Source organism: Pedobacter chitinilyticus, assembly GCF_003313385.1.
Taxonomy (GTDB): domain Bacteria; phylum Bacteroidota; class Bacteroidia; order Sphingobacteriales; family Sphingobacteriaceae; genus Pedobacter; species Pedobacter chitinilyticus.
In genome coordinates, this window is record NZ_QMHN01000005.1 from 296521 (window position 1) to 320954 (window position 24434).

Genomic DNA, 24434 nt, shown 5'->3' on the forward strand with positions numbered 1-24434 from the left:
CATAAAGGAAATAAATCGAAATCAAATAAAACTAAATGAACGGTAGAAGGGAATTTTTGCGAAAGTCGCTGTTGCTGTCTGGTGCTGCGGGTTTAGCTAATACAATGCCATTGTCCATCCAAAAGGCGCTAGCCATAAATCCAAAGGATGGAAGTACTTTTTATGATGCAGAACATGTGGTGATCCTCATGCAAGAGAATCGCTCCTTCGACCATACTTTTGGGAGTTTGCAAGGCGTTAGAGGCTTTAATGATCCTAGGGCTGTTACTTTGCCCGACCAAAAACCTGTGTGGTTCCAAACCGATTCGCTCGGGAAAACTTACGCTCCCTTTCGTTTGAATATTAAAGATACCAAGGTGACTTGGATGGGTTCGCTGCCACATTCCAGAGCCAGCCAAGTTGATGCCTATAATCAGGGCAAATATGATAAATGGTTATTGGCGAAGAAATCGGGCAATAAGCAATACGCCCACATGCCCTTAACCATGGGCTATTATACTCGTGAAGATTTGCCTTTTTATTATGCCATGGCTGATGCTTTTACGGTATGCGACCACAACTTTTGCTCGGCCATGACCAGCACTACGCCTAATCGCTCTTTCTTTTGGACAGGAAAAATTAGCAATGTAGAGAATGGACTGCCAAAGGCCAATATCAGGAACGACAACTTCGCCTATGGCAAACATACTTGGAAAACATTTCCAGAACTATTGCAGGAAAACCAAATCAATTGGAAGTTTTATCAAAACGAAACCAGTTGTGGCGGTGGCTTTAAAGGCGAAGAACGCTCGTGGTTGGCTAACTTTGGATGTAACCTGCTAGAGTTTTTCAAGGCTTATAATGTGAAGTTTAAGGATAAATATGTAGAGAACCTTAAAAAGCAAGTAGAAACACTCCCTGTAGAAATTACCAAATTACAGGAAGAAAGTCCTTCGAGCGAAGAAGCGTCAAAAAAGATTGCAAAAAGCGTAGCCGATAAAACAACGGCCTTAGAAAATGCTACTAAAGAACTTAACCAATGGGGCGAAGCTGAATTTGCAAAACTGAGTGCCCAACAAAAAGAGCTTTTTAATAGGGCCTTTGTGGTGAATAAAGGAGATAAGCACTACCGAGAAACAGCAACGTTGAAACACAAGGACAATGGTGTGGAGCGGGAGTTGGTGGTGCCAAAGGGCGATATTTTGTACCAGTTTAGAAAAGATGTGAACGAAGGTAAACTGCCAACGGTTTCGTGGTTAGCTGGTCCTCAAAATTTTTCAGACCATCCAAGTGCGCCTTGGTATGGCTCGTGGTTAATTTCCGAGATTGTCGATATTTTAACCAAAAACCCAGAGGTTTGGAAAAAGACCATCTTTATTGTGACTTACGACGAAAACGATGGTTATTACGATCACGTCGTGCCGTTTTCGATCCCAGACGGCACCAAGCCAGATACAGGAAAGGTTTCTGCAGGAATAGATACAGAAATTGAACAGGTGCGTTTGGCACATGAAGTGGCGCACGGTGTCCCGCAAAAACAAGCGAGGGAAGCAGCCATAGGTTTAGGCTTTAGGGTGCCCATGTTGGTAGCTTCGCCGTGGAGCAGGGGCGGAAAAGTTTGTTCGGAAGTTTTTGACCATACATCTACCTTGCAATTTTTGGAAACTTTCTTGAATAAGAAATACAGAAAGAATATTAAGATAGATAACATTAGCGATTGGCGTCGTACCATTTGTGGCGATTTAACTTCCGTTTTTGAACCATTTAGTGCAGGTAAAGAAAATTTACCTTTCCAAAATAGAAATGAATTTATCTCTTTGATCCACAATGCCAAGTTTAAAAAAGAACCTGGCGGTTTTACCGAGTTAAATGAAGCGGCCATTGCAAAAGTGAAAAAGGAAACGAGGTTTGATGACTTGATGGTTCCGCAGGAAAAAGGGGTAAGAAAGGCGCTAGCTTTGCCTTATCAATTGGAGGCAACGGGAAGCCTTAGTGCCGATAAAAAATCATTTGCGATAAAGATGCAGGCAGGCAATCAGGTTTTTGCCGACCGTTCGGCAGGAGCGCCTTTCAATGTCTATTCGCCCATAAGCTATCAAGCAGACAAAGTAGCGGAAGTAGGTAGAAATTGGTCTTTTGCGGTAAAAGCAGGAGATGAAATCAACTACCAATGGCCATTACAAAAGTTTGCAGCAGGCAACTACGAGCTGAGGTTGCATGGGCCGAATGGTTTTTTCAGGAACTTTAAAGGTGATGGAAATGATCCTTTAACGGTAGATTTTTCGGCAGAATTAAACAGGCTAACGAAAAAGCCAACAGGCAAGTTACTGGTGTCATTAACGAACACTTCAAGCCAACGGCTCACCGTTCAGGTTAACGATAAGTCATACGGACAAGCGCCAATAACAAAGGAGTTGCCTGCTGGTGCCAAAGGTACACTCACCATAAATGTTGCTAAAAGTCACCATTGGTACGATATTGAAGTGAACGTACAAGGCAACAATTCCTTTTACCAGCAGTTTGCAGGACATATTGAAACAGGAAATGCCAGCTTTACCGATCCGTTAATGGGCCGCGCTTGAGTTGCTAAAACCTATTAACGGATTCCTTTGCGCCGCAAGAAGTTGTTGAAAGCTTTCGCTGTCTCTGATGGTTTTCAAAGCTTCTTCGTGAGCTATCCAGTAAATGGTTTCTGCTTTTCTGGTATCAAAAGTATTGATTTCGCCCATGCCCTTTGGTTCAATCATCAGGTTGCAAAACCTAGATTTTCTTTCCATATCATGATTGATGGACATAATGCCCGCTCTTTGCATTAATCGGGTGATACCTACAATCTTGTCAACTGGTTTTAAATGGTTACAGGTAGAGCCAATGATATAATCGCTATTATTTAAAAGGGGTTCCACAGGGAAATTGTTCAGCACGCCGCCATCCACATGCATCTGGTCGTGGATCATGATTGGTTTAAACACTCCTGGGATACAGCATGAAGCATGGATAGCCCTAATTAAAGGTCCTTTGCTAAAATAGGCCACATTGCCTTCACTAAAATTGGTGGTGCAAATGGTTAAAGGGGTTTTTAAATCTTCAATATGTGCAGGCAAATATTCTTTGAAAATATCACCCGTTTTTTCAATGTTCACCAAGCCCAAAGAACCAAATGCAGGTCGTACAAATTTAATTAAGCGGGTCCTCATGAAGATGTTAAAAGCCTCTTCGGGGTCAATGCCAGCCGCATAAAAAGCGCCAGCAATTGAACCTGCGCTGGTGCCCACAATATGGTCAAATTTAATTCCTGTTTTCTTTAGGGCACTCAGCACGCCTAAATGGGCAATGCCTCTTATTCCGCCTCCACTTAATACAATCCCAATTTTCATGTGTGTTAATGTGATAGTTGTTGATATGATCATTGCATAATGCGATAATTAGGTCATCGTCGCATTAGCTAATTATTATTTGCTTGGTTTTGGTTTATACTTTGATTTGGTTAAAATGGTTTGCGCATCGGTATCGGCCATCAATTGTTGTAAGGTTACCTCTGGATTTTCTTTCATGTACTTCCTTACAATTTGCCAGCCTGTCCATATGCCAAGTTTTGGTGCCGATTCATTCCTTTCTCCTAACCCGGGAGTAAATGGCCCCTCACTTAAAAAAACCTGTATTTTAGCATAATCTGTTTCATAAAGCAAATTGCTTTCTAAATAATATGCCCAAAGTTCGGTTTCAAAACTCTTGCACCAATCCAGCTGTTTTTGGGTATAGCCAATTTTAATGCTGTCGGGCATATTATCGGGCATAATTTGGTCCATAAAATACAATATTTTGCCATTGTAAACCATTTTTGCCAATAAGCTCCGATCTTGATCTCTCTCCTTAAATAAATTTTCACGCACATAATATTCACTTACTCGAGGTACAATGTATTCGGGAGTGAATCGTTTTGACATGTACAGTGGAATACTTTTCACTAATGCCCCATAAAATTTGCTGTCATTACCTAAAAACATATCCAATCCAATGCCCATATAATCATCCCCTATGGGAGTTTGGTAAGCAAATCCTGATAGGAAGCCTATGAAACGAGGGATAGGAGCTTTTGGGTAATAATATTTAATGTATTTGAAAGATTGGGTTAAATCGGTTTCAACCTTGTTAAGGTTGGGGAATATGCTATCCACCTCTTTGTTCAGATCGGTGTAAGCTTTGTCTTCATAAATACCTTGCAGTACTTCTAGGCTGGTGTAGCTATCATTACCTACCATTTTATTGATGAAGTCTTCGTAAAATGCACCGTATTTTTTGTGGAGTAGGCTATCTGTTAATTTAATGTCTTTTCCTCGATGCTGATATAAATCTTGGTCAAATCTTTCTACTTTTATGGCAAGATCAATTTTGCTTACATCGGGCTTGCTACTGTTGTTGCACGAAAAAAATAGGGTAGCGCATAAAAAAAATAAATAACTTTGGCGAAGTTTCAATAGCTGTATCATTGATAACAAATATATAAACTACAGAATAGGAAACCATCATCATTTACAAAATCATGATGTATCCCTAACAATTTAAAAACAACAAAAATCTTTGTTTATGAAAAAAATACTTTTAGCATCATTACTTGTCATTGCCACTACGCAAGTTTTTGCGCAAGTGAGATTGGGACTTACCGCACATCCTAACTTTGGATTTTTGAAAGTAGAAAATGGCAAAGGTAATGGCGTAAGTACTGGTTTTAGCTATGGCTTAATGAGTGATTTTGAGTTTGCCGAAAACTACAGCTTTGCTACGGGCTTAACGGTAACCACCATTAATGGCAAGGCATCCATCCTGAACTATATACCTTATCATTTACTTTCTAGCTCTACCAATGCTGCAGAATATGATGTGAAGTTTAAAATGCAGTATCTAGAAATTCCATTATCTGTTAAATTAAAGACAGATGAGAACAATGGGATGAAATGGTATGGCCAATTTGGTTTAACCGCTGATATTCGTATTGGGGCAAGACAAGATGTGAAAAGCGGTAATACCGTATTTGCTGATGATACTAAGTCAACTGATCTTACCAAATTTTTAAGAGCAGGAATGATCATTGGCGGTGGAATGGAATATCGCTTAAGTGGAAAAACCAGCTTAATGACAGGTTTAACTTATAACAACGGTTTAACCAATATTGCAAAAAATAGTGAATCTATTCGCAACCATTATGTGGGTTTAAATATTGGCGTGTTCTTTTAATAAACACTAAAACCCTTTCAAATCAAACAAGCCTCATTAAGGCTTGTTTTTTATATTTATAGCACAACGCAAACCATGAAAATAGCACTGGCACAACTCAATTATCACATTGGAAATTTCGAAAACAACACGAAAAAAATCATTGCAAATATAGCAGCCGCAAAAGCCAAAGGAGCTGATGTGGTGGTATTTGCAGAGTTGGCCATTAGTGGTTATCCGCCCCGCGATTTTCTGGAATATGATGACTTTATATCGCTTTGCGAAAAGGCTGCGCAGGAAATAGCTGAGCATTGCACTGATATTGCCTGCATTGTAGGTTTACCTATTAAAAACCCGGTGATTGAGGGTAAGGATTTGTTTAACGCTGCTTATTTTATTGTCGGTGGGACGGTGAAACAAGTGGTGAAAAAGGCATTACTTCCTACGTATGATGTTTTTGATGAGTACCGTTATTTTGAGCCTAACACCGTATTTGATTGTGTAGAATTTAAGGGAAAGAAAATTGCGCTTACCATTTGTGAAGACCTTTGGAACATTAACGATAATCCTTTGTACGTTTCGTGCCCAATGGACGAATTGATCAAACAGCAGCCTGATTTGATGATCAACATTGCCGCTTCGCCTTTTGACTATGGTCATGACGAAGACCGCATCAAAATTTTGGCAGACAATGCCAAAAAGTATGAATTGCCTTTGTTTTACGTGAATCAAGTTGGCGCACAAACGGAGATTATTTTTGACGGGGGTTCATTAGTATTTGATCAAGAAGGCGCACTGAAAGCCGAAATGAAATATTTTGAGGAAGATCTTCAGCTATTTGATTTGGACGAGGTCCAGAACGTTAAAAATAAATATCCTGCAGCAGAACGTGTTTCGGATATTGAGCAAATACATGACGCACTGATTTTGGGTATTAAGGATTACTTCGCTAAATCTGGGTTTAAGAAAGCAGTTTTGGGACTTTCTGGAGGGATTGATTCTGCGGTGGTATGTGCTTTGGCCTGCAAGGCATTGGGTGCCGAAAATGTAATGGCGGTATTAATGCCTTCCAAATATTCTACCGATCACTCTATTAAGGATGCCTTGGATCTGGTGAGTAACATTGGCTGTAAACACGAAATTATCCCCATTAAAGAAGCTGCCGACGCTTTTGATAGCATGTTGGCCAAACCTTTTGAGGGCTTACCTTTTAACTTGGCCGAAGAAAACATCCAAGCTCGCTGCCGAGGCATTGTGGTGATGGCCATGTCCAATAAGTTTGGTTACATTTTATTGAATACTTCCAACAAAAGCGAATGTGCGGTAGGGTATGGCACTTTGTACGGCGATATGTGCGGGGCCATTAGTGTGATTGGCGATGTATACAAAACGCAAGTGTTTAACTTGGCCAGATATATCAACAAAGATCAAGAAATTATCCCTGTAAATACCATTGTAAAACCACCTTCTGCCGAGCTGCGTCCTGACCAAAAGGACTCCGATTCGTTGCCAGAATACGATGTTTTAGACCAAATCCTTTACCAACATATTGAACTTAAAAAAGGCTCCCGAGAAATCATTTCACAAGGTTTTGACGAAGCTTTGGTGAAACGCATCTTGCGCATGGTTAACCTCGCCGAATTTAAACGTTACCAAACCCCACCAATTTTAAGAGTGTCGCCAAAAGCCTTTGGAATGGGCCGTCGTATGCCAATTGTGGGCAAGTATATGGATTAAGGTGCACTACCCGTAATGTCGGTCTATAAAGACTTACTAAGTTTTTAAAACCTCGTAAGTCTACTAAGCTACCGAGTCGTATAAGATTGCAGGCTTCCAATTTAAATTTGGAAGCTTCCAATTGGTAGATTGGTAACGTGTAATTAGTGAATTGGAAGCTTCCAAAATATGAATGCTAAACTTCTAGTTGCTTAAGTATTTTTTTAGAAGCGCAGTTGTCCTGCTGCTATTACCCTGTAGTCCCGCTATCCGCTTTACTTCGCCCTGCGTAAACTTGGGCTACGTGTCCGCTCCTATCGGGGCTAGATCAAAGACTTACAAAGTTTCTAAAACTTCGTAAATCTCTCTCGGCACTTCGTAAGTCTACCTCAGGTCTTAAATATTTAATCTATGGATTGTTCAGGGCTGGTGATTTGCTTTTCTTCTTTTTTGGCCAGCAAAGTTTGCAGCAGGAGTAAGCCAATCCCCGTCATAATAGAAACATCGGCCATGTTAAAAATGCCCGTTTTAAACAGTACAAAATCCATGTGCAAGAAATCCGTCACAGAGCCGTACACAATCCTATCGTAGATGTTTCCAATGCCACCGCCAATTAAAAAGCACACACCGATTTGCATCATTCGAGGTAAGTTTCGATTGCTGTAAAGAAACCATAAGCCATAACCTAATACCAAAATGGGCATTACCGTTAACAAAATCACCCTCACAAAATCGGGCAGGTTGCTGCCAGCACTTAAAAAAGCTCCCGTGTTTTCTACCTTGGTTAAGGTAAAACGGTCTTTAATAATGCTAATTTGCTCATAAGGTTCAATGCTTTTGCGTGCAATTACTTTCGAAACCTGATCGCAGCCCAAGTTAAGGGCAACTATCACTAAAAGGAAAGCAAATTTGATAGATTTCTTTTGGTTAATCATTTTTTATTGGATAGGGTTGGCCACAGATGCACAGATAAAATTAAAATGATCGGTGTATCTGTGGCTATTATTTTATTTCAAAAACCATTTTTTTAGGATGATGAATCCCGCCGCTAATAACGCTAAAATAGCACTTACTATTGCCACCACATCGCCATGTTTTACATAAAAGGTAATATGGTCGTTAAGGTTAATGTCTGCTTTTAATGCAGTGCGTGTCCACCATTTCGATTGTTGTACCACATCGCCACGTTGGTTAATAAAGCCTGATATTCCTGTGTTTGCCGATCTTACTACATATCTTCTAGTTTCAATGGAACGTAGTTTGGCGTACAATAAATGTTGGTCTTTGCCAGAAGTATTGCCCCACCAACCATCGTTGGTAATGATGGCAATAAACTGCGCACCCTGTTTAACCGAACCAGCAATCCAGTCGCCCCAAATGGACTCGTAACAAATCACTGGTGCTACACCAATGCCGCTATAAGCGTAAAAAACACCTGGTTCTTCTTGCCATCCCCAGCCTGAAACGCTACCGCCAAGCTTGCTGAAAACAGGGCCTAAAAACGAAAACACTTTAGGAAAAGGCATTTTCTCTACCCCAGGTACCAACTTAGATTTATGGTAAAATGCAACATTAGCCGAGTTTTCTACCTGCATGGCCGCATTGTAATTATCGTAATAACCGCCGTTAGGATTTACTTTGGCCGATAGTGTTTTTTTATCATTATAAAATCTAACACTTTCAATGCCCGTAATCAATGTGCCGTTTTTGTATTTTGAAAGAAATTGTTGTGCCCTTAAAAAGTCTGGATTGGTTCTGATGCGCTCTTCATCCGCATAATTAGGAATGGCGGTTTCTGGCCAGATAAAATATTCGGTATTGGTTTGTCCAACAGAGTCTGACAGGTGTGTTAATATGTTCAGTTGCTCATTTGCCGATATGGAGCCAAATTTCTCGTAAGGGTCGATATTGGGTTGTACGGTCACCACATTCACGGGAACACTTTTCTCTTCATAATTGTAGTATCTGTAAAGGGAATATCCAATAGGTAAAATAATGAGCAAAGCCCAAATTCCTGCTAGTTGATATTGCTTTTGGTTTTTGATTTTTTGGTAGGCCTCAAATGCCAAAATGTTGCTCAATAAAACCCACAACGAACCCCCGTAAACGCCGGTAACTTCATACCATTGCACGATTTGGTGCATGCCCGCAAAACCGTTTCCTAAGGTCATCCACGGGAAAGCCAAATCCCAAGTTTGGTGCAGGTATTCCATGCTGATGTAAAAAGCAATAAGCCCAGTATAAGCAATAGGTTTGTTAGTGTAGGTGCTCAATCGATAATACATCCAAACGGCAAAAGTCATAAGCAGTGCACCTAGTCCGTATGGAATTAAGGATACAAGTAGTGAAACAATGGTGCCTACAAAACCAGTATTTACTGCATTAATGGAGTTAAACACCCAGTAAATAGAGGCAGTGTTCCAAACTAGAAAGCAAAGCCCTGCGGTGAGGAATATTTTTTTACCAATTTTCTTTCCAGCGTTTGTTTTGATATTATTGATTGCGATCAACAACGGAACAAGTCCAACAAAAAGTAGGGGTGCTAACCAGTTGTGTGGTGGCCATGCTAACCACATCACTAAGGCGCTCAATAATGTGAGCAGTGTTGTTTTTTTTGTCATTTTGTAATTAATGGCGTTCGTTATAGCGGGCATAAAGCAATGGCTTCTCATCATTCCGACGTTAGGAGGAATCTCCAGTAGTGCTTTTTTACTTACAGATTCTTCGCTAAGCTCAGAATGACATTGCATTCGCTATGACGATCAACCTACATACTATCTAAAATTGCAGCTTTTTTGTGCTCATACTCCTCACGGGTAATCAACTGTTTATCGTATAAAGTTTTTAGCTTAATCAGTTTTTGCTCAATTTCGTCTTCTTTGCTCACCTCAACTGGCGCTATTTCTGGGATAATCACCGCTTCCTCAATTGGCAATTCAATTACTGGAGTAGCCGCTGGAGCTGGCATGTTGAACGAAGAAGCCGAAGCTCTGTTTTCTTCCAACTTTTGTTGCCTCAACATTTCTTTATACTCTTCCAATTGTTGGTTTGCCGCTTGGTGTAGCTTGCGCACTTGAGTTTTAGGAATGAAATCAGTCACAATGTTTTCACCCGACTGAGGTACGCAAATAAACTTCGAACCTAAAAGACCTTCCTTAAAAGAAACCTCTTTAATGTTTTTCCAAGAAATATCCTTGAAGTTCATGGTCAATCCCAAGTTGCTTGGCGAGCAATAAAAAATCCTTTTATTACTGATGGCAATACAATCAGGCAGCAAGTTTACGGCAGGTTTTTTTTGTACAGCCAGGTACAAAATCTCCTCGCCACTGGTTAATAAATCGTTTAGCTTACCTGCTACTTTTTCAACGGCCTTTGGGTCTTGCTCATCGGCCAAAAATCTATCTATGTTAATCATTATCTTCTTTTGTTGAGTATTTGTCTTTATTCTTTGCTCTTTTATCCTTATGCTCATTCCCGCCCACACAAATTACGAATTCTCCTTTTAAAATATTGTTTTCAAAATGTGATTTTACTTCCATTACCGTGCCACGTACATTTTCTTCGTACACCTTGCTTAACTCCCTACTTACGGAAACTTGCCTGTCCTCTCCAAAAAACTCTGCAAACTCAGTTAATGTTTTCAGTAACCGGTGTGGACTTTCATAAAAAATCATGGTCCTTTCTTCCGCTGCCAACTGCTTTAACCTCGTTTGTCTTCCTTTTTTAACGGGTAAAAAACCTTCGAAAACAAATTGGTCATTAGGTAAGCCCGAGTTCACCAAAGCAGGAACAAAAGCTGTTGCGCCTGGCAAGCAGGTGACTTCTATTTCGTTCTTTAACGCTTCGCGAACCAAGAAAAATCCAGGATCCGAGATGGCAGGAGTTCCCGCATCGGAGATTAGGGCTATATTTTGTCCTTCCTTTAAAAACTTGATGATTTCGGCAGTTGCCTTATGCTCGTTATGTTGGTGATGGGCAAAAACTCTTTTGTCAACACCAAAGTGCTTCAACAAAGGAGCGCTAGTGCGAGTATCTTCTGCCAAAATCAAATCCACTTCTTTTAAAATGCGTATCGCCCTAAAAGTCATGTCCTCTAAGTTGCCAATGGGTGTAGGTACAATGTAAAGCTTTCCTTCCATGTTGCGAGTTTCGGGTTACGGGTTGCGAGACTGAGTTTGCATTTATAAAAACATACAACTCATAACAGATAACACGTAACTCTTATTATCTTTGTGAAAAATTAAAATAATGCTGCAAGTTAACTATATCCGCGAAAATAGAGAGAAAGTTTTAGAGCGATTAGGCGTTCGTCATTTTAAACAAGTTGAATTGGTAGATCAAATCATCTCCGTTGACGAAGAACGCCGTTCCACTCAAGTTTCGCTGGATAACTTGTTGGCTGAAGCGAACACTGCCGCCAAACAAATTGGCGAATTGATGCGCAGTGGTAAAAAAGAAGAGGCAGAAGCGATCAAAGCCAGCACGGCATCTCACAAGGAGAACATCAAAGTGTTGACTGAAAAGCTTAACGAAGTTGAAGAAAAACAACAATCGCTAATTGTACAGTTACCTAATTTGCCTTACCATTTGGTAAAAGCAGGAAGCACTGCAGATGATAACGAAGTGGTTTTAACACATGGTGAGCCAACGGCTTTGCCAGAGGGTGCATTGCCGCATTGGGAACTGACTGCTAAATACGACATCATTGATTTTGAGCTGGGCACTAAAATTACTGGCGCTGGTTTCCCAGTTTATAAAGGAAAAGGTGCGAGGTTGCAACGTGCATTGATCAATTTCTTTTTAGATCATGCAACTGCCGCTGGCTACAAGGAAATGCAAGTGCCTCACTTGGTAAATGCGGCTTCGGGTTTTGGTACTGGACAGTTGCCTGATAAGGAAGGACAGATGTACCATGTAGGGGTAGATGATCTGTATTTGATTCCTACTGCTGAAGTACCAGTAACCAATTTGTACCGTGATGTGATTTTGAAAGAAGAAGATCTTCCGATTAAAAATACTGGTTACACACCTTGTTTCCGTAGAGAAGCAGGTTCTTACGGTGCCCATGTACGTGGCTTAAACCGTTTGCACCAATTTGATAAGGTTGAGGTGGTGCAAATTACGCACCCAGATAAATCTTACGAAACGTTGGAAGACATGAGTCAATATGTACAGTCGTTATTGCAACAACTGGGCTTACATTACCGTGTATTGCGTTTGTGTGGTGGCGATATGGGCTTTACTTCGGCCATGACTTACGACATGGAAGTTTGGAGTGCTGCTCAACAACGTTGGTTGGAGGTTTCTTCGGTATCAAACTTTGAAACGTATCAAAGTAACCGTTTAAAACTAAGGTTTAAAGGCAAAGAGGGGAAAACCCAATTGGCACATACCTTAAACGGAAGCGCTTTGGCCCTGCCTCGTATTGTGGCTTCAATTTTAGAAAACTATCAAACTCCTGAGGGTATTGTTATTCCAGAAGTTTTGAGAAAATACACAGGTTTCGATATCATCGACTAATCTATTTTAAGGTAGAGAATCATTTCTACTGCCAAAACATCTTTTAATGAAATAAGCCCCATCATTTTTTTGAGGGGCTTTATTTTATAATCCCTTAGCGAAAGTTGGTGTGAACTATTGCAGCGATAAATTTCTTTCGTTTTGCAATAGTTGAACTGTAGCGTGTCCAGGCGTTTTTCACCCGCAATGCTGATACTTGCTACAGCTTCGGCAGTGCCGTTATTTTCGTTATAAATCTTCAAAAAATTGATTTGATGTATTACAATGCTGATATAAGGAAAAGTCCTGTAATTCATCATGTTTCTGTAATCGCGGTCCATCATGTTACTGCCTGAGTTAAAGGCTGTCACTTCTGCATCTATCCTTGCATTCTTTAGGATAAGTGCGTTTCTGTTTTTCTCTACACTGATGCTACTGTATGGTTTGAGCGATTTCTCGTAGGTAAAGGTGAATTTATTCACGTTAGAGTTGCCTTTAATTAAGATACTGCTCTCTGGTAAAAGTTGGAGCTGGTATTCTTGTGCAAAGCTTATCTGAAAAAAAAGAAGCAAAATAGTGCTTAATAAATGATGGGGAAATGTGCTCATGATTTTAAAATGTGGTAATCAGTATAGCATTGTGTTTAATATTCCTCCCCCTGCCCCCTCCAAAAGGGGCAGGGGGAGGATTTATCTTGTTGGTTGGTCAAACACCTTTCTGGCCCCCCTCTAGGAGAGGGGAATTTCGGACTAACTGTCCTTGCGCTTTGGAGGAGGTAGGAGAGGAAATAAATATTAATTCTGTCTATCGTTTCACGAAAAAAGCCGCCCCTAAACCTAAAGAGCGGCTCAAACCATAACTATTCAACTAACTAAAATCCTACACTGGCTTCAAACATCATCCCTTTGAACTTGCCACCTGATAACAGATTGGAAGTAGGGAAGTCGTTGTATTTTTGGCTTACATATTCTGCCTTCACCACCATGTTTTTGGTGACAAACCAGCCTGCACTGGCCTGTACTCGGTTCATTTTTATTTCTTGGGTAGCAGTGCCAAATAACATATCGGCCGTAACGGTGTTGTAGCGCACGCCCACGAAAAGGTTCTCGTTTTTCGCAAAGCGATAAATACCTTCAACCGCTAACTGATTCACATCCCTTTTATTCACTTCGTTAATGGCTTTCCCTTTGGCAAATTCAAGCGTGCCAAATAATTCCAAACCTTGGTATTTAACGAAAGGATTAATCATAAAGGCAGTGACCTGACGGCTAAAACCTGGGCGTAAGTTCCCTGACCAAGCGGCATCTTTTGCATTAGACCCAGCAGCTTCCATTACTAAATAATACCTAGAACCACCTCTATCGCCAGTGTACAAGGTATTGGCTGCTGCACCATTGTTGTGGTAAACCGAACCCGTTAAACGCACCCTTAAATCATTGTTCAATTGTTTATCGTACCCCAATTTTCCAATAAAAGAAGGATTACGGGTTGGTGCATCAGAAATCTCGCCTTTAATTTCTCCATTGTGAACGGCCGCTACGGCTAAAAAGCCATCTTTTTGAAAATCGATCTCCGCACCAATCTCTGTAGTAAAACCATCTAGTATGTAGTTTCCAATAAACGGGTTATATAAAGAATGTCCGTTGTCGGTTCTACGAAAGTGGGCATCACCGTAGTTGTCTTCATAGTGGCCAATTTTTACGGTCACGTACTTGAAAACATTGTCTAACAATTCAGAATTTACGGGAGAAGCATCAATTTGTACAAAGCCTCCTTTTACCCAAGTTTCTTGATGGTGTCTGGCGGATAGATAAGAAATCAGATTCAGCCTAATCCCTTTGGCCAGTTGTGCATCGATATTAAGATTGGCGGTAGCCAAGTTAAAACCACTGCGTAAATTATACAATTTAGTGGCAGATGTGGAGTTATTGCTGTGTTTCAAGGCCTGAAACTGTTGCGTAAACCCTGCACCAATCCTCACTTTCACATCATCAAACGGAACGGTATCTGTTTTTGGGGTTTCAAACATATTAATGCCTGATTTATCGTAGGGCCTCATGTTGGCAATTTTGCTCTGCTGTGCAAACGCAGTTCCAGCTACTGTAACAAAAACTGCAGCGAGTAAAAGTCTTTTCATCTTAATTTATTTAAAGTGTAGCAATTAGTTGTTTTTAAAAGAGGCATTAAACTCAATGGTGATTTCATCGCCAGTTTTAATGGTGCCCAACAAGGCTCTTGGCGGAGTTACCCCGAAAGAAGTCATTTTGAAAGTGGTAGTGCCTTTGAAAACAATTCCGTTAGCGGTAAGCGTAGCATTTACTGGAAAGCTGATGGGCTTTTGATTGCCTGCAATGGTTAAATTACCTTTGGCAACAAAATCGGCTTTGCCAGCGCTGGCTTTTACATTGCTAATGTCGATTAACGTAAAAGTGATTTTGGGGAACTTTTCGGCGTTTAACGCTTTGTACATGTTTTTATCCATGCCACTTTCATAATAATTGCCATTTTCTTTGATGCTTCGCATCGATTTGACAACTAATTGTAAGTCTAAAGCAGTAATATCTTTTAGAGTAAGCGCTTCGGCTTTATAGGAAATATCACCCGCAATTTGTTCGGTTTTGCAGCGCCAATCATGAAGAGAGGAAGTTCCCTTTACTAAAATTGAGCTTTCTTTTAAGTTTAATTTTGCGGTTTGCGCTTTGCCTACTAGGGCAAAAAACGGAAGGATGGCCAGGACAATCCAGAAGGTGTTAGAAGTCTTCATAGCATTCAAGTTTTAATACTATAAAGGTCTGGCTAAATAGGAGCCAAGCACGTGATGCGGCTCACTTCGTAAATTGATGTGCCTTATATATGGGGGTGATTAAACGCACAAAAAAAGCCAGAATGTAAATTCCAGCTTTTAATTAATGTGATGTGCTATCTTATAGGATAAGAATCAATAATAAAATAATGATGATGATTGCGCCAACAGATAGGTAAACACCGCCTCCTATAGCTTTGGCTTTTTTCTTCATCTCTCTAAGCTCTTTGCGCAGTTCCTTACGTTCCTCTCTGCTAAGATTTGATTTGTCCATAGCCTTAATTTCTTCTACTCTGGACGTAATCCTGTTTAGCTCTAACCTTTGTTCAGGAGTGAGTTCCGTTTTAGGTTTATCTTTTGCAGCAAGGGCTACATTTAGGTTAAATGTTAATGCCATCAATAACATTAATGGATAGATAATTTTTTTCATGCGATTTAGTTTCTAGTTACAATGCTATAAACAACTCATGTTTAAAAAAGTTCTATCGTAAAACCTAATTGCTAAAATTAAAGAATAAGAATCAGCAACAATAAAATAATGATAATTGCGCCTAAAGAAAGCGTGATGTTTTGACTTAGAAAATCTGAACGTTTTTTCAGCTCTTTTACTTCTTTTCTAAGCGCTCTCCTTTCCGCTTTGGTCAAGTTCGATTTATCCATAGACTTAATTTCCTCCACACGCTTGGTGATATACTCAAGTTCAGCTTTCTGCTCAAGCGTTAACTCTGTTTTAGGTTTATCATCATTAATAGGAGCAGCATTAACAGTAGTGGTAAGCGTAACAAGAACCAGAAACAAGTAAATAAGTTTTTTCATGTATGTGTGAATTATGAGTAAAAAAAAGAACCTATCAACAATTACGCTGATAGGTTCGCAAAATTATTAAAAATAAATTATTTAATCTCGAAAACGGTGTTTACCGTAAAGCTCAATTTAATCTTCTTAAAGTCAATTTCTGGAGCGGCACCTGCATCCATAGACATTTCGGCTTTCATGGCGTAATTTCTGTATTGAGGAACCATCATGCCACCATTGTCGCCCACATCTTGAATATCCAATACATTACCTAATTTATCTCCTAAAGCCTCAACCATGTAAGCCGCTTTTTCTTTGGCCGCCAATAAAGCTTTTACTTTAAGCTCTTTTTTCAAGCTTTCAATTTTACTGTAATCGTAGCTTTCTACATAGGTGTTAGTGATCCCTTTCGCGTCAACTCCTTCTAAAATTAAGTTGAACTTATTCAAATCAGCTACTTTCAAGCGGTATTGTTTACTAGCTAAAAAATCTGGATTTTTTCTTTTTTCAGTTTGATAGCTCCAGCTGCTTAAGTTGTTAATGGTTAAGTTTTCTTTAGCAATTCCTGCTTTTTGTACGGCATTAAAAAGTTGTGTTTCTAAAGTGGTAATGTCTACTTTTTTCTTACTGTTGCCATCTTTCAAATATTCTTTTAACGAAATGCTGATGTAGATAATGTCTGGAGTAACTTCAGTTTCGGCTGTTCCAGTAACCGTAATTTTTCTTCTCAAATCAGCTTGTTGAGCCAATGCATTAAAAGTAGATAGTGTCGTTAAAGCTAATAAAGCTATTACAAATAATCGTTTCATAATTTCAAATTTTTGTGTGTTTATAAGTCAGATGTAAATATCGGAGCAAATCCATAAACAATTTTCCTCCCTTAAGCCAAAATTGAGCCAAAGGTCAAAAAATGAGGGGATTATTTTTTTATTTTTTTGAAAAGCAATTTCAAAGCTACTAGGGAAAGATAGTCCCGCTTTTCGTTGCAATCTTTTTGTGAACATTAGTACTTTTTAAACCTCGCAGGTTTTTAAAACCTGCGAGGTTTGTTTTATAGTTGCAACAAAAAGTATTTTCACTTTAATCGGGTTTAGATGGCACTGTTCTATTTAAAAATGGTCAATCTTAAAAAGTAATATGTAATATAATGCTAGATGTGGTGATATTTTCACTTTAACTACCTTCAACGTTTTACAATCTCTAAATACCAGAAAGCTGCCTAACCACTTAGACACATAGTGACTCAACTATTGACTCAATTTTTAATTGGCGTCAGTTCCAGTTTTTTAAATTCTACTTCGGCACCTTCAGCTTGTATGGCAATTTGACCTTTACTAGCCGTACAGTTGGTTCCCTCGTTTACCAAAACACCATTCACCCAAACTTTAACGGTATTTCCAAAGCACTCAATGCTCATGCTGTTCCATTCGCCCAAAGGTTTTTCCGAACCATCTGTTAAGTTTTTAATTCTTCTTTCTTTTCCAGCGCTAACACCCCATTTTTCCTTTGGCCCACGTCGCTCTTCCATGTTGGGTACGGTGATGTCTTCCTCAATGCACCAAAAGTCACCTGCATCTTGATGTTGCATTTGCACTTCCAACGATTTTGGAAACATTTTATACAGCACCCTAGGAGTAGAAGCATGAACCAAAACGCCGCAATTTCCAGGTTTTCCCGTAAAGCGATATTCAACCTCTAATCGGTAGTTGGAAAAAACAGCATCGGTAATCAAATGCCCTTTCGGATTTCCCATGCTTACTAACTTCCCGTCACGAACAATGAATGAGGCGGGGGTATCTGGGTTTTTATCCTTTGCGGGTACGTCGGCATGCCATCCCTTCAAATCTTTCCCATTAAATAGTTTGATTTTTTGAGCGCTGGCGGCATAATTGATACTTATTAGAAATAGGCAGATAAGGAAGGTTTGTTTGCTGAACATACGATTTGGTCTTTTATCAAATGTAAGCAAATGCTTTAATTATTTTCATCATTCAGTTTTGTAGAGGTTTGAGTTCATCGCGTCATTTCGACCTTGTGGAGAAATCTTTGAAGATGCAATGAAAATGAATTAAAAAGAGCACTCTCTAACAAAATTATATCACCACTTCGTGGTTTATTAAACAATCTCGTATTCTAGAATAATATCAGTCCTTCGGACTTGTCCACTCATAGTACGTCATTTCGACCTCGTAGTAGCTGAGAAGTAAATCGTAAATCAGCGAAGCTAAATCTTTGAATAATTTCGTCATTGCGAGGCACGAAGCAATCTTAATGCGATAGTTGTAGGATTGCTTCGTGCCTCGCAATGACGTGAGAACATAGCATTTCGGTTTATAGCGTCATTTCGGCGTTGTAGAGAAATCTTTGGATTTGATTAGATTGAATAGTCCAAAGTTTTATCCCAGCTACTCGGTACTGCATTCTGCTCTAAAGAAGGGGGGTGAATAAAAAAAGCCTCGCAATTTTTGCGAGGCTTTTTTCGTTTGATAGGACAAATCTAAAATCGTAACGCTACAATCGTTAATCACCCTAGTCCTCTACAGTTTCATTATTAATACCAATCTCGTCTTTCACTTCTTCCTTAAAATAAGTTTTTTGGAAAATCAAGATGGTGATGACGCCTACAGAAATGGCTGCATCGGCAAGGTTAAATACTGGCCTGAAAAACTCGAAAGGTTCGCCGCCCCAAACTGGAAACCAAGTAGGGAAAGTGCCTTTCAAAATTGGAAAGTACAGCATATCAACCACACGACCATGAAACAGTGTTTCGTAGCCGTAAATCACTCCGTAAAAAACGGAGTCGATGATGTTACCCAAAGCGCCTGCAAAAATCAAAGCTACGTTTAGGATTAAACCACGATGGTTTTTACGTTTGATTAAGTAGTGAAGCCCGTAACCAATACCGCCCACGGCAATGATCCTGAACAGAGAGAGGGCTAATTTTCCAAACTCACCACCAAACTCTAAGCCAAAGGCCATTCCATTGTTTTCTGTAAAATGGATAATGAACCAGTCACCTAAGACTTTATACTCTTGTCCCAAGTACATATTGGTTTTTATCCAAGTTTTAGAAACCTGGTCGACCAAAAGCACAATAAATATTAAAAGTAAGGGTTTTGTATAGCCTTTCATTAACCTTGTTTCAATTTAGCTTCCATGCTTAATGTAGCATGAGGTACTGCACGTAAACGTTCCTTTTGAATGAGTTTACCTGTTTCTCTGCAAATGCCGTAGGTTTTGTTCTCAATACGCACTAATGCTGCTTCCAAGTTATCAATAAACTTACGTTGACGTGCTGCCAACTGATTGATTTGTTCTTTTTCTAAGGTTGCAGAACCATCTTCCAAGGTTTTGTAGGCACCAGAAGTATCTTCTGTGCCATTTGAATTCGGATTGCTTAATGATGAAGTTAACGATAGTAACTCTTCCCTAGAGCTTCTCAATTTTTCTAAAATCAGCTCTTTAAATTCCTGTAATTCGCTATCTGAATAGCGTGTTTTTTCAGCTTTTTCCATATGGTTTATATTTTGGCAATCAAAATTTCAAGTTCAACATCTTCAATTACAATTTTGTTTCCGTTAAGCGGTTTTTCCGACAATAATATATCATCGGCTAAAATTTCGGTGCAAATGTACTGCTTGTTTTGTAATACCGCAGGCGTAATCAGGTTATCCTGTTGTAAACTTACAGTTATCCTGTCGGTTACTTCAAAATCCATTTCCTTACGCAGGTTCTGCACCCTATTTACCAGTTCGCGTGACAAACCTTCTTGTTTAAGTTCTGTAGTAATGTTTACATCCAACGCTACAGTTAAACTGCCCATGTTTGTTACCTGCCATCCTGGAATATCCTCAGCAATAATCTCTACATCTGATAAAAGTATCGAGTAGCTCGTATCAGGGATAGAGAAGCTGCCTTCTTTTTCAAATTTGGCAAGTGCCTCTTGGCTTATGTTGTTGATGACTTCGGTCACCAGTTTCATATCCTTCCCTACTTTTGCACCTAAAGCCTTGAAGTTTGGTTTTACCTTTTTCTTGATGAAACCTGCGGCGTCGGTAATATAGGAAATTTCTTTAATATTGGTTTCAGACAGGATAAGGTCTTTCACCAATTCTACTTTATCTTTAAAGTTATCATCCAAAACAGGAATCAATACTTTAGCTAATGGCTGACGTACGTTGATGCCCATTTTCTTACGCAGTGATAACACCATCGACGAAATGTTTTGAGCCAACTCCATGCGTTCGTTCAATGCGTTATCTACCAATGATAAATCGGCCTCTGGTAAAATAGTCAAATGCACCGATTCGGATTTGGCGGCAGCAGGTAAAATCTCCGTTAGGTTTTGGTATAACCAGTCTGAGAAGAAAGGTGCAATTGGAGACATTAACTGTGCGATGTTGGTTAAGCAGGTGTACAAAGTTTCGTAAGCTGCCTTTTTATCTTCAGTCATTTCGCCTTTCCAGAAACGACGGCGAGATAAACGGATGTACCAATTGCTTAAATGCTCGTCAACAAAGTTTTGGATCGCTCTTGCGGCCTTGGTAGGCTCGTAAGTGTTGTAGCTTTCGTCAACTTCGGCAATAAGATTTTGCAATAGTGATAAAATCCAACGGTCTAATTCGCTACGTTGTGCCACAGGAGTTTGATTGTTCAAGTCAATCTCGAATTTATCAATGTTGGCATATAAGGCGAAGAAAGAGTAGGTGTTGTACAAGGTTCCAAAAAACTTGCGACGTACTTCATCTAATCCTTCTAGGTTAAACTTCAAGTTATCCCAAGGTGATGCATTGCTAATCATGTACCAACGAGTAGCATCGGCACTATAAGTATCAATGGTGCTAAATGGGTCTACAGCATTGCCTAAGCGTTTAGACATTTTGTTGCCGTTTTTATCCAGTACCAATCCGTTTGATACCACATTTTTAAAGGCTATACCTGGATTGTTAACACGCTCATTGATGGCTTTGATTTCATCACTGGTTTCGCTTAACATTACCGCAATGGCATGTAAAGTAAAGAACCAGCCACGAGTTTGGTCAACACCTTCTGCAATGAAATCAGCAGGGTAGGCATTTTCAAATTCTTCTTTGTTTTCGAAAGGAAAGTGCCATTGGGCATAAGGCATGGCACCGCTATCAAACCAAACGTCAATAAGATCGGTTTCACGGGTCATTTTTTCTCCTTTTGAGGAAACTAAAAATACATCATCTACATAAGGACGGTGCATGTCTTTTAGCTCGAAACCAGCAGGCATTAAACCTGCTTCAATAGCTTTCGCAATTTCGTTGTTCAATTCCTCTACAGAGCCAATACATTTCTCTTCCAAACCATCGGCAGTACGCCAAATCGGTAGCGGTGTTCCCCAATAGCGAGAACGAGAAAGGTTCCAGTCTACCAAGTTTTCTAACCAGTTACCAAAACGTCCAGTTCCTGTAGCTTCAGGTTTCCAGTTGATGGTTTTGTTTAACTCAGCCATCTTTTCTTTGACGGCTGTGGTTTTAATGAACCAACTATCTAGCGGATAGTAAAGTACTGGTTTATCCGTACGCCAGCAATGAGGGTAACTGTGTACATATTTCTCTACTTTAAAAGCTTTGTTTTCTTCTTTTAAACGGATGGCAATTTCTACATCCACTGATTTTTCTGGTGCTTGACCTTCAGTGTAATATTCGTTCTTTACGTATTTGCCACCAAACTCACCTAATGAAGCTACAAATTTACCTTGCAAATCAACCAAAGGAACGGAATTGCCTTTGTCGTCTAAAATCAACAAAGGAGGAACTTCAGGACTAGCTTGTTTCGCTACGCGAGCATCATCCGCACCAAAAGTAGGAGCGGTGTGAACAATACCAGTACCGTCTTCGGTGGTTACAAAATCGCCACTAATTACTCGGAACGCATTTTCTGCATTTTGGTAAGGTAGGGCTAAAGGTAAAAGTTGCTCGTATCTAATGCCTACTAATTCTTCGCCTTTACATTCGGCTAGAATTTGATAAGGGATTTTCTTGTCTTCAGCTTTGTAGTCGGCAAAAGCTGCTTCATCTTCCGCTAAGAAAAACTTGCCTCCAAATTGTTTGCCTACCAAAGGTTTTGCTAAAATTACGTTGATAGGTTCGAAAGTGTATTGGTTAAAAGTTTTGACCAATACATAGTCGATTTTTGGCCCAACGGTTAAAGCAGTATTGCTTGGTAAGGTCCAAGGTGTAGTGGTCCAAGCTAAGAAATGGATTTCTCCAAAACCTTGTAAAAACGAAGGTAAGGTTTCTGCAATAGCTTTAAACTGCGCTACAATGGTGGTATCGCTTACATCGCGGTAAGTGCCTGGTTGGTTCAGTTCGTGTGAACTTAAACCTGTGCCTGCTGCTGGCGAGTAAGGTTGGATGGTATAGCCTTTATATAGAAATCCCTTGTTGTAAAGTTGTTTTAAAATCCACCACAGGGTTTCGATATATTCGTTTTTGTAGGTGATATAAGGGTTTTGCAAATCAACCCAGTAACCCATTTTTTCGGTAAGGTCATTCCAAACATCGGTGTAGCGCATTACCTCTTCTTTACAAGCGGCATTGTATTCATCTACAGAAATTTTCTTTCCGATGTCTTCTTTAACGATCCCTAATTTTTTCTCTACGGCAAGCTCAATTGGAAGACCATGAGTGTCCCAACCGCCTTTGCGTTTTACCTGATATCCTTTTAGGGTTTTATAACGGCAGAAAATATCCTTAATCGCACGGGCCATCACATGGTGAATGCCAGGCATGCCATTTGCTGAAGGCGGTCCTTCGTAAAAAGTAAAAGGTTTGTTTTTTGGTCTGCTGTCAATACTTTTCTCAAAGATGTTTTCCGCTTTCCAAAATTCCAGTATTTCTTTACCTATTTTCGCTAGTTCTAATTGTTTAAATTCCCTATACATCAATCAAGTATCTCAAAAATTAAAGGTTGCAAAGTTAAGATTTTAGAATGAATAATGGTAGTTTTGGGCCTGAAATAGTTTTATGGATAAATTTCTGAAAAGAGGGCTTTTCTGTATGTTAGGGGCGGTATGGTTGATGCCTTTAGCGCTGTTGTTGAAGAATAGCAACGAAAATATAACACTAGGAGTACTTTTTTTAAGCATGGTTTTAGAACTTATTGGGCTCATCTTTGTTGTCATAAGCATATTGCAACAAAGAAGGGTAAGAAACCAATAAGTTATGATTAAAAATCTGAAGCTAACTAAGGCTATTGTAGCAATAGCTTTAGGAATCACGGCGCTTATTGCCGCCAAAATTATGGAAGCTTATAAAGTAAGTGGAAGCCAAGTTGTATTGGCCATTGCTGGAGTACTATTTATCGCGGGAGCATTGATCTTTATCTATCCGATATTATTTGCAACAAAAGCAGATAAAGATGGTAAACATGTGGAGCTGAAGCCTGCTGCAAAGGAACCAGTTACTGAAGAGATGGCTTCCTAAGTGACATCCATTTTTCTTTAGTCATCTCAAATTTTATTTCATTTTTTCCATGAGTGCCGTTTTGTGTCCAACCTGCGGTTTGGTAAAATGATGCAGCCCTAGTGCGAGGCGATGTGCCCAACCAAACATAGGTTTGTTGTTGCTCAAAATACCAATCTAACATCATGCCGTGTAGTATTTTGCCAATGCCTTTCCCCTCAAATGTCGGATGGATGAACAATGCCCAAATGTTCTGTTCTTTGAGGTCAGCAATGGCAAATCCAACAACTTGATGATCAATTTCACAAACCCAGCCTTTACCTCTCGAAAATAGGAATTCTTCACAATCGCTATCTGTCACCAAATTTGGATCTGAGAGTGTATTTTCTTTTACCGCATTTCTTACGATTTGAATTTGAGGAATGTCTTCAAGTCTGGCTTCTCTGAACGTCATTTGTGAGGTGTTTAAATTTGGTAAGCTAAAAGTGCATGATAGGGATTTCCTTCCAAATCTAATAATTTTCCGAAAGCAGGCTCGGTTTTATACCCGTTTTTCTTTAGTTCGATAATTTTCAACCGAAAATCTTCGCTTCATTTTGCAGGATTTGATGTTCTATCAGCATATGGCGATAGGCATTTTGATTTTCGGAAGGGATGTTTTGTCCAAAAACTTCAATTTCAAACGTATCTACCTTAAAATTACAGACGATCGTTTGTTGGTTTCCTATAAGGCATTCACGGAGGTGAAAATTTTTTTCGGTAGCGAATAACTTGGTAAGTGTTTCGATGAAAGTTCCTTTGTCTTCCCAATAGCAGATGATGTCCAAATCGCTAGATTCGATATCAATATTGATGGGAATAGTGCCTGTTAAAATGGGATTGTAGGCGTCAAGCTTTTCCATGATTTGATGGCTAACCAACGTTTGGTAGGCCGACTGTTGTCGCTGGTTGCCTTGCTTGAGGTAGTGGATATTAAGGAAGTTCATTTTTGTTTT

The 24434-nt window shown here is 39.7% G+C and carries 24 protein-coding genes; 5 read left to right on the forward strand and 19 right to left on the reverse strand.

Annotation, left to right across the window (positions count from 1 at the left end):
* The first annotated feature begins 35 nt into the window (after positions 1 to 35).
* A complete protein-coding gene (locus DUT70_RS16105; protein WP_113648380.1) occupies positions 36 to 2561 on the forward strand; it encodes a phosphocholine-specific phospholipase C in 2526 nt (841 codons plus the stop codon).
* On the opposite strand, the gene DUT70_RS16110 is transcribed toward DUT70_RS16105, so the two are convergent.
* Both DUT70_RS16110 and gldB read right to left on the reverse strand, forming a co-directional pair.
* Positions 2544 to 3356, reverse strand: a complete 813-nt coding sequence (locus DUT70_RS16110) for a patatin-like phospholipase family protein (protein WP_113648381.1) — start codon at positions 3354 to 3356, stop codon at positions 2544 to 2546. The two genes, DUT70_RS16105 and DUT70_RS16110, sit on opposite strands and share 18 nt — an antisense overlap.
* A gap of 75 nt (positions 3357 to 3431) precedes the next feature.
* Positions 3432 to 4469, reverse strand: coding sequence for a gliding motility lipoprotein GldB (gene gldB / locus DUT70_RS16115; RefSeq protein WP_113648382.1), 1038 nt, complete (start codon positions 4467 to 4469; stop codon positions 3432 to 3434).
* A gap of 97 nt (positions 4470 to 4566) precedes the next feature.
* On the opposite strand from gldB, the gene DUT70_RS16120 reads away from it, so the two are divergent.
* On the forward strand, positions 4567 to 5214 hold the full coding sequence (locus DUT70_RS16120) for a porin family protein (RefSeq protein WP_113648383.1): 648 nt from the start codon (positions 4567 to 4569) through the stop codon (positions 5212 to 5214).
* A 75-nt stretch (positions 5215 to 5289) separates the two neighbouring features.
* Positions 5290 to 6930 (forward strand): NAD+ synthase, encoded by a 1641-nt coding sequence (locus DUT70_RS16125; protein WP_113648384.1) that lies wholly within the window; start codon positions 5290 to 5292, stop codon positions 6928 to 6930.
* A 383-nt stretch (positions 6931 to 7313) separates the two neighbouring features.
* Here DUT70_RS16125 and lspA read toward each other — a convergent pair whose 3' ends face one another.
* The 4 genes from lspA to rsmI all read right to left on the reverse strand — a co-directional run bounded on the left by lspA (position 7314) and on the right by rsmI (position 11048).
* Positions 7314 to 7844: a signal peptidase II gene (lspA, locus tag DUT70_RS16130; protein ID WP_113648385.1), complete on the reverse strand. Its 531-nt coding sequence runs from the start codon at positions 7842 to 7844 to the stop codon at positions 7314 to 7316.
* A gap of 72 nt (positions 7845 to 7916) precedes the next feature.
* The gene (lnt, locus tag DUT70_RS16135) at positions 7917 to 9530 is read right to left on the reverse strand and encodes an apolipoprotein N-acyltransferase (RefSeq protein ID WP_113648386.1); all 1614 of its coding nucleotides are present in this window, start codon (positions 9528 to 9530) and stop codon (positions 7917 to 7919) included.
* 146 nt (positions 9531 to 9676) lie between these two features.
* Entirely contained in the window at positions 9677 to 10324 is a 648-nt protein-coding gene (locus DUT70_RS16140; protein WP_113648387.1) for a PH domain-containing protein, read from the reverse strand.
* Entirely contained in the window at positions 10317 to 11048 is a 732-nt protein-coding gene (gene rsmI / locus DUT70_RS16145) for a 16S rRNA (cytidine(1402)-2'-O)-methyltransferase (RefSeq protein WP_113648388.1), read from the reverse strand. The genes DUT70_RS16140 and rsmI overlap by 8 nt, the downstream gene beginning before the upstream one ends.
* Positions 11049 to 11157: 109 nt before the next feature.
* Here rsmI and serS point away from each other — a divergent pair, with 109 nt between their 5' ends.
* A complete protein-coding gene (gene serS / locus DUT70_RS16150) occupies positions 11158 to 12429 on the forward strand; it encodes a serine--tRNA ligase (protein ID WP_113648389.1) in 1272 nt (423 codons plus the stop codon).
* On the opposite strand, the gene DUT70_RS16155 is transcribed toward serS, so the two are convergent.
* From DUT70_RS16155 to ileS, 10 genes are all read right to left on the reverse strand, one after another.
* The gene (locus DUT70_RS16155) at positions 12426 to 13016 is read right to left on the reverse strand and encodes a hypothetical protein (RefSeq protein ID WP_113648390.1); all 591 of its coding nucleotides are present in this window, start codon (positions 13014 to 13016) and stop codon (positions 12426 to 12428) included. The genes serS and DUT70_RS16155 overlap by 4 nt on opposite strands.
* A gap of 263 nt (positions 13017 to 13279) precedes the next feature.
* Positions 13280 to 14545 carry a hypothetical protein gene (locus DUT70_RS16160; RefSeq protein ID WP_113648391.1) on the reverse strand — a complete coding sequence of 422 codons (1266 nt, stop codon included), beginning with the start codon at positions 14543 to 14545 and terminating at the stop codon, positions 13280 to 13282.
* A gap of 24 nt (positions 14546 to 14569) precedes the next feature.
* Entirely contained in the window at positions 14570 to 15172 is a 603-nt protein-coding gene (locus DUT70_RS16165; RefSeq protein ID WP_113648392.1) for a YceI family protein, read from the reverse strand.
* 160 nt (positions 15173 to 15332) lie between these two features.
* Positions 15333 to 15641 (reverse strand): hypothetical protein, encoded by a 309-nt coding sequence (locus DUT70_RS16170; RefSeq protein ID WP_113648393.1) that lies wholly within the window; start codon positions 15639 to 15641, stop codon positions 15333 to 15335.
* A 77-nt stretch (positions 15642 to 15718) separates the two neighbouring features.
* A complete protein-coding gene (locus DUT70_RS16175; RefSeq protein WP_113648394.1) occupies positions 15719 to 16027 on the reverse strand; it encodes a hypothetical protein in 309 nt (102 codons plus the stop codon).
* Between the two features lie 77 nt (positions 16028 to 16104).
* Positions 16105 to 16815 (reverse strand): SIMPL domain-containing protein, encoded by a 711-nt coding sequence (locus DUT70_RS16180; RefSeq protein WP_113648395.1) that lies wholly within the window; start codon positions 16813 to 16815, stop codon positions 16105 to 16107.
* A gap of 446 nt (positions 16816 to 17261) precedes the next feature.
* Positions 17262 to 17945, reverse strand: a complete 684-nt coding sequence (locus tag DUT70_RS16185) for a 3-keto-disaccharide hydrolase (RefSeq protein ID WP_113648396.1) — start codon at positions 17943 to 17945, stop codon at positions 17262 to 17264.
* A gap of 590 nt (positions 17946 to 18535) precedes the next feature.
* Positions 18536 to 19138: a lipoprotein signal peptidase gene (locus tag DUT70_RS16190; protein WP_113648397.1), complete on the reverse strand. Its 603-nt coding sequence runs from the start codon at positions 19136 to 19138 to the stop codon at positions 18536 to 18538.
* Complete coding sequence (locus tag DUT70_RS16195; protein ID WP_113648398.1) at positions 19138 to 19521, reverse strand: TraR/DksA family transcriptional regulator; 384 nt, start codon at positions 19519 to 19521, stop codon at positions 19138 to 19140. The genes DUT70_RS16190 and DUT70_RS16195 overlap by 1 nt, the downstream gene beginning before the upstream one ends.
* Positions 19522 to 19526: 5 nt before the next feature.
* Positions 19527 to 22919 carry an isoleucine--tRNA ligase gene (gene ileS, locus DUT70_RS16200; protein ID WP_113648399.1) on the reverse strand — a complete coding sequence of 1131 codons (3393 nt, stop codon included), beginning with the start codon at positions 22917 to 22919 and terminating at the stop codon, positions 19527 to 19529.
* Positions 22920 to 23199: 280 nt separating this feature from the next.
* Between ileS and DUT70_RS16205 the strand changes: the two genes are divergently transcribed.
* On the forward strand, positions 23200 to 23460 hold the full coding sequence (locus DUT70_RS16205) for an isoleucyl-tRNA synthetase (RefSeq protein ID WP_113648400.1): 261 nt from the start codon (positions 23200 to 23202) through the stop codon (positions 23458 to 23460).
* Here DUT70_RS16205 and DUT70_RS16210 read toward each other — a convergent pair.
* Genes DUT70_RS16210 through DUT70_RS16215 form a run of 3 tightly spaced genes read right to left on the reverse strand, consistent with a single transcriptional unit; the run spans position 23438 to position 24425 of the window.
* A complete protein-coding gene (locus DUT70_RS16210; RefSeq protein ID WP_113648401.1) occupies positions 23438 to 23893 on the reverse strand; it encodes a GNAT family N-acetyltransferase in 456 nt (151 codons plus the stop codon). The two genes, DUT70_RS16205 and DUT70_RS16210, sit on opposite strands and share 23 nt — an antisense overlap.
* 11 nt (positions 23894 to 23904) lie before the next feature.
* Positions 23905 to 24015, reverse strand: a complete 111-nt coding sequence (locus DUT70_RS21505) for a DUF4269 domain-containing protein (protein WP_262512184.1) — start codon at positions 24013 to 24015, stop codon at positions 23905 to 23907.
* Entirely contained in the window at positions 24012 to 24425 is a 414-nt protein-coding gene (locus DUT70_RS16215) for a DUF4269 domain-containing protein (protein ID WP_262512185.1), read from the reverse strand. The genes DUT70_RS21505 and DUT70_RS16215 overlap by 4 nt, the downstream gene beginning before the upstream one ends.
* Positions 24426 to 24434: the final 9 nt, after the last annotated feature.

Bases quoted from the DNA above. Each gene is read 5' to 3' on its own strand.
- DUT70_RS16105 (WP_113648380.1), top strand. From the start codon at position 36: ATGAACGGTAGAAGGGAATTTTTGCGAAAGTCGCTGTTGCTGTCTGGT.
- DUT70_RS16110 (WP_113648381.1), bottom strand. From the start codon at position 3,356: ATGAAAATTGGGATTGTATTAAGTGGAGGCGGAATAAGAGGCATTGCC.
- gldB (WP_113648382.1), bottom strand. From the start codon at position 4,469: ATGATACAGCTATTGAAACTTCGCCAAAGTTATTTATTTTTTTTATGC.
- DUT70_RS16120 (WP_113648383.1), top strand. From the start codon at position 4,567: ATGAAAAAAATACTTTTAGCATCATTACTTGTCATTGCCACTACGCAA.
- DUT70_RS16125 (WP_113648384.1), top strand. From the start codon at position 5,290: ATGAAAATAGCACTGGCACAACTCAATTATCACATTGGAAATTTCGAA.
- lspA (WP_113648385.1), bottom strand. From the start codon at position 7,844: ATGATTAACCAAAAGAAATCTATCAAATTTGCTTTCCTTTTAGTGATA.
- lnt (WP_113648386.1), bottom strand. From the start codon at position 9,530: ATGACAAAAAAAACAACACTGCTCACATTATTGAGCGCCTTAGTGATG.
- DUT70_RS16140 (WP_113648387.1), bottom strand. From the start codon at position 10,324: ATGATTAACATAGATAGATTTTTGGCCGATGAGCAAGACCCAAAGGCC.
- rsmI (WP_113648388.1), bottom strand. From the start codon at position 11,048: ATGGAAGGAAAGCTTTACATTGTACCTACACCCATTGGCAACTTAGAG.
- serS (WP_113648389.1), top strand. From the start codon at position 11,158: ATGCTGCAAGTTAACTATATCCGCGAAAATAGAGAGAAAGTTTTAGAG.
- DUT70_RS16155 (WP_113648390.1), bottom strand. From the start codon at position 13,016: ATGAGCACATTTCCCCATCATTTATTAAGCACTATTTTGCTTCTTTTT.
- DUT70_RS16160 (WP_113648391.1), bottom strand. From the start codon at position 14,545: ATGAAAAGACTTTTACTCGCTGCAGTTTTTGTTACAGTAGCTGGAACT.
- DUT70_RS16165 (WP_113648392.1), bottom strand. From the start codon at position 15,172: ATGAAGACTTCTAACACCTTCTGGATTGTCCTGGCCATCCTTCCGTTT.
- DUT70_RS16170 (WP_113648393.1), bottom strand. From the start codon at position 15,641: ATGAAAAAAATTATCTATCCATTAATGTTATTGATGGCATTAACATTT.
- DUT70_RS16175 (WP_113648394.1), bottom strand. From the start codon at position 16,027: ATGAAAAAACTTATTTACTTGTTTCTGGTTCTTGTTACGCTTACCACT.
- DUT70_RS16180 (WP_113648395.1), bottom strand. From the start codon at position 16,815: ATGAAACGATTATTTGTAATAGCTTTATTAGCTTTAACGACACTATCT.
- DUT70_RS16185 (WP_113648396.1), bottom strand. From the start codon at position 17,945: ATGTTCAGCAAACAAACCTTCCTTATCTGCCTATTTCTAATAAGTATC.
- DUT70_RS16190 (WP_113648397.1), bottom strand. From the start codon at position 19,138: ATGAAAGGCTATACAAAACCCTTACTTTTAATATTTATTGTGCTTTTG.
- DUT70_RS16195 (WP_113648398.1), bottom strand. From the start codon at position 19,521: ATGGAAAAAGCTGAAAAAACACGCTATTCAGATAGCGAATTACAGGAA.
- ileS (WP_113648399.1), bottom strand. From the start codon at position 22,919: ATGTATAGGGAATTTAAACAATTAGAACTAGCGAAAATAGGTAAAGAA.
- DUT70_RS16205 (WP_113648400.1), top strand. From the start codon at position 23,200: ATGATTAAAAATCTGAAGCTAACTAAGGCTATTGTAGCAATAGCTTTA.
- DUT70_RS16210 (WP_113648401.1), bottom strand. From the start codon at position 23,893: ATGACGTTCAGAGAAGCCAGACTTGAAGACATTCCTCAAATTCAAATC.
- DUT70_RS16215 (WP_262512185.1), bottom strand. From the start codon at position 24,425: ATGAACTTCCTTAATATCCACTACCTCAAGCAAGGCAACCAGCGACAA.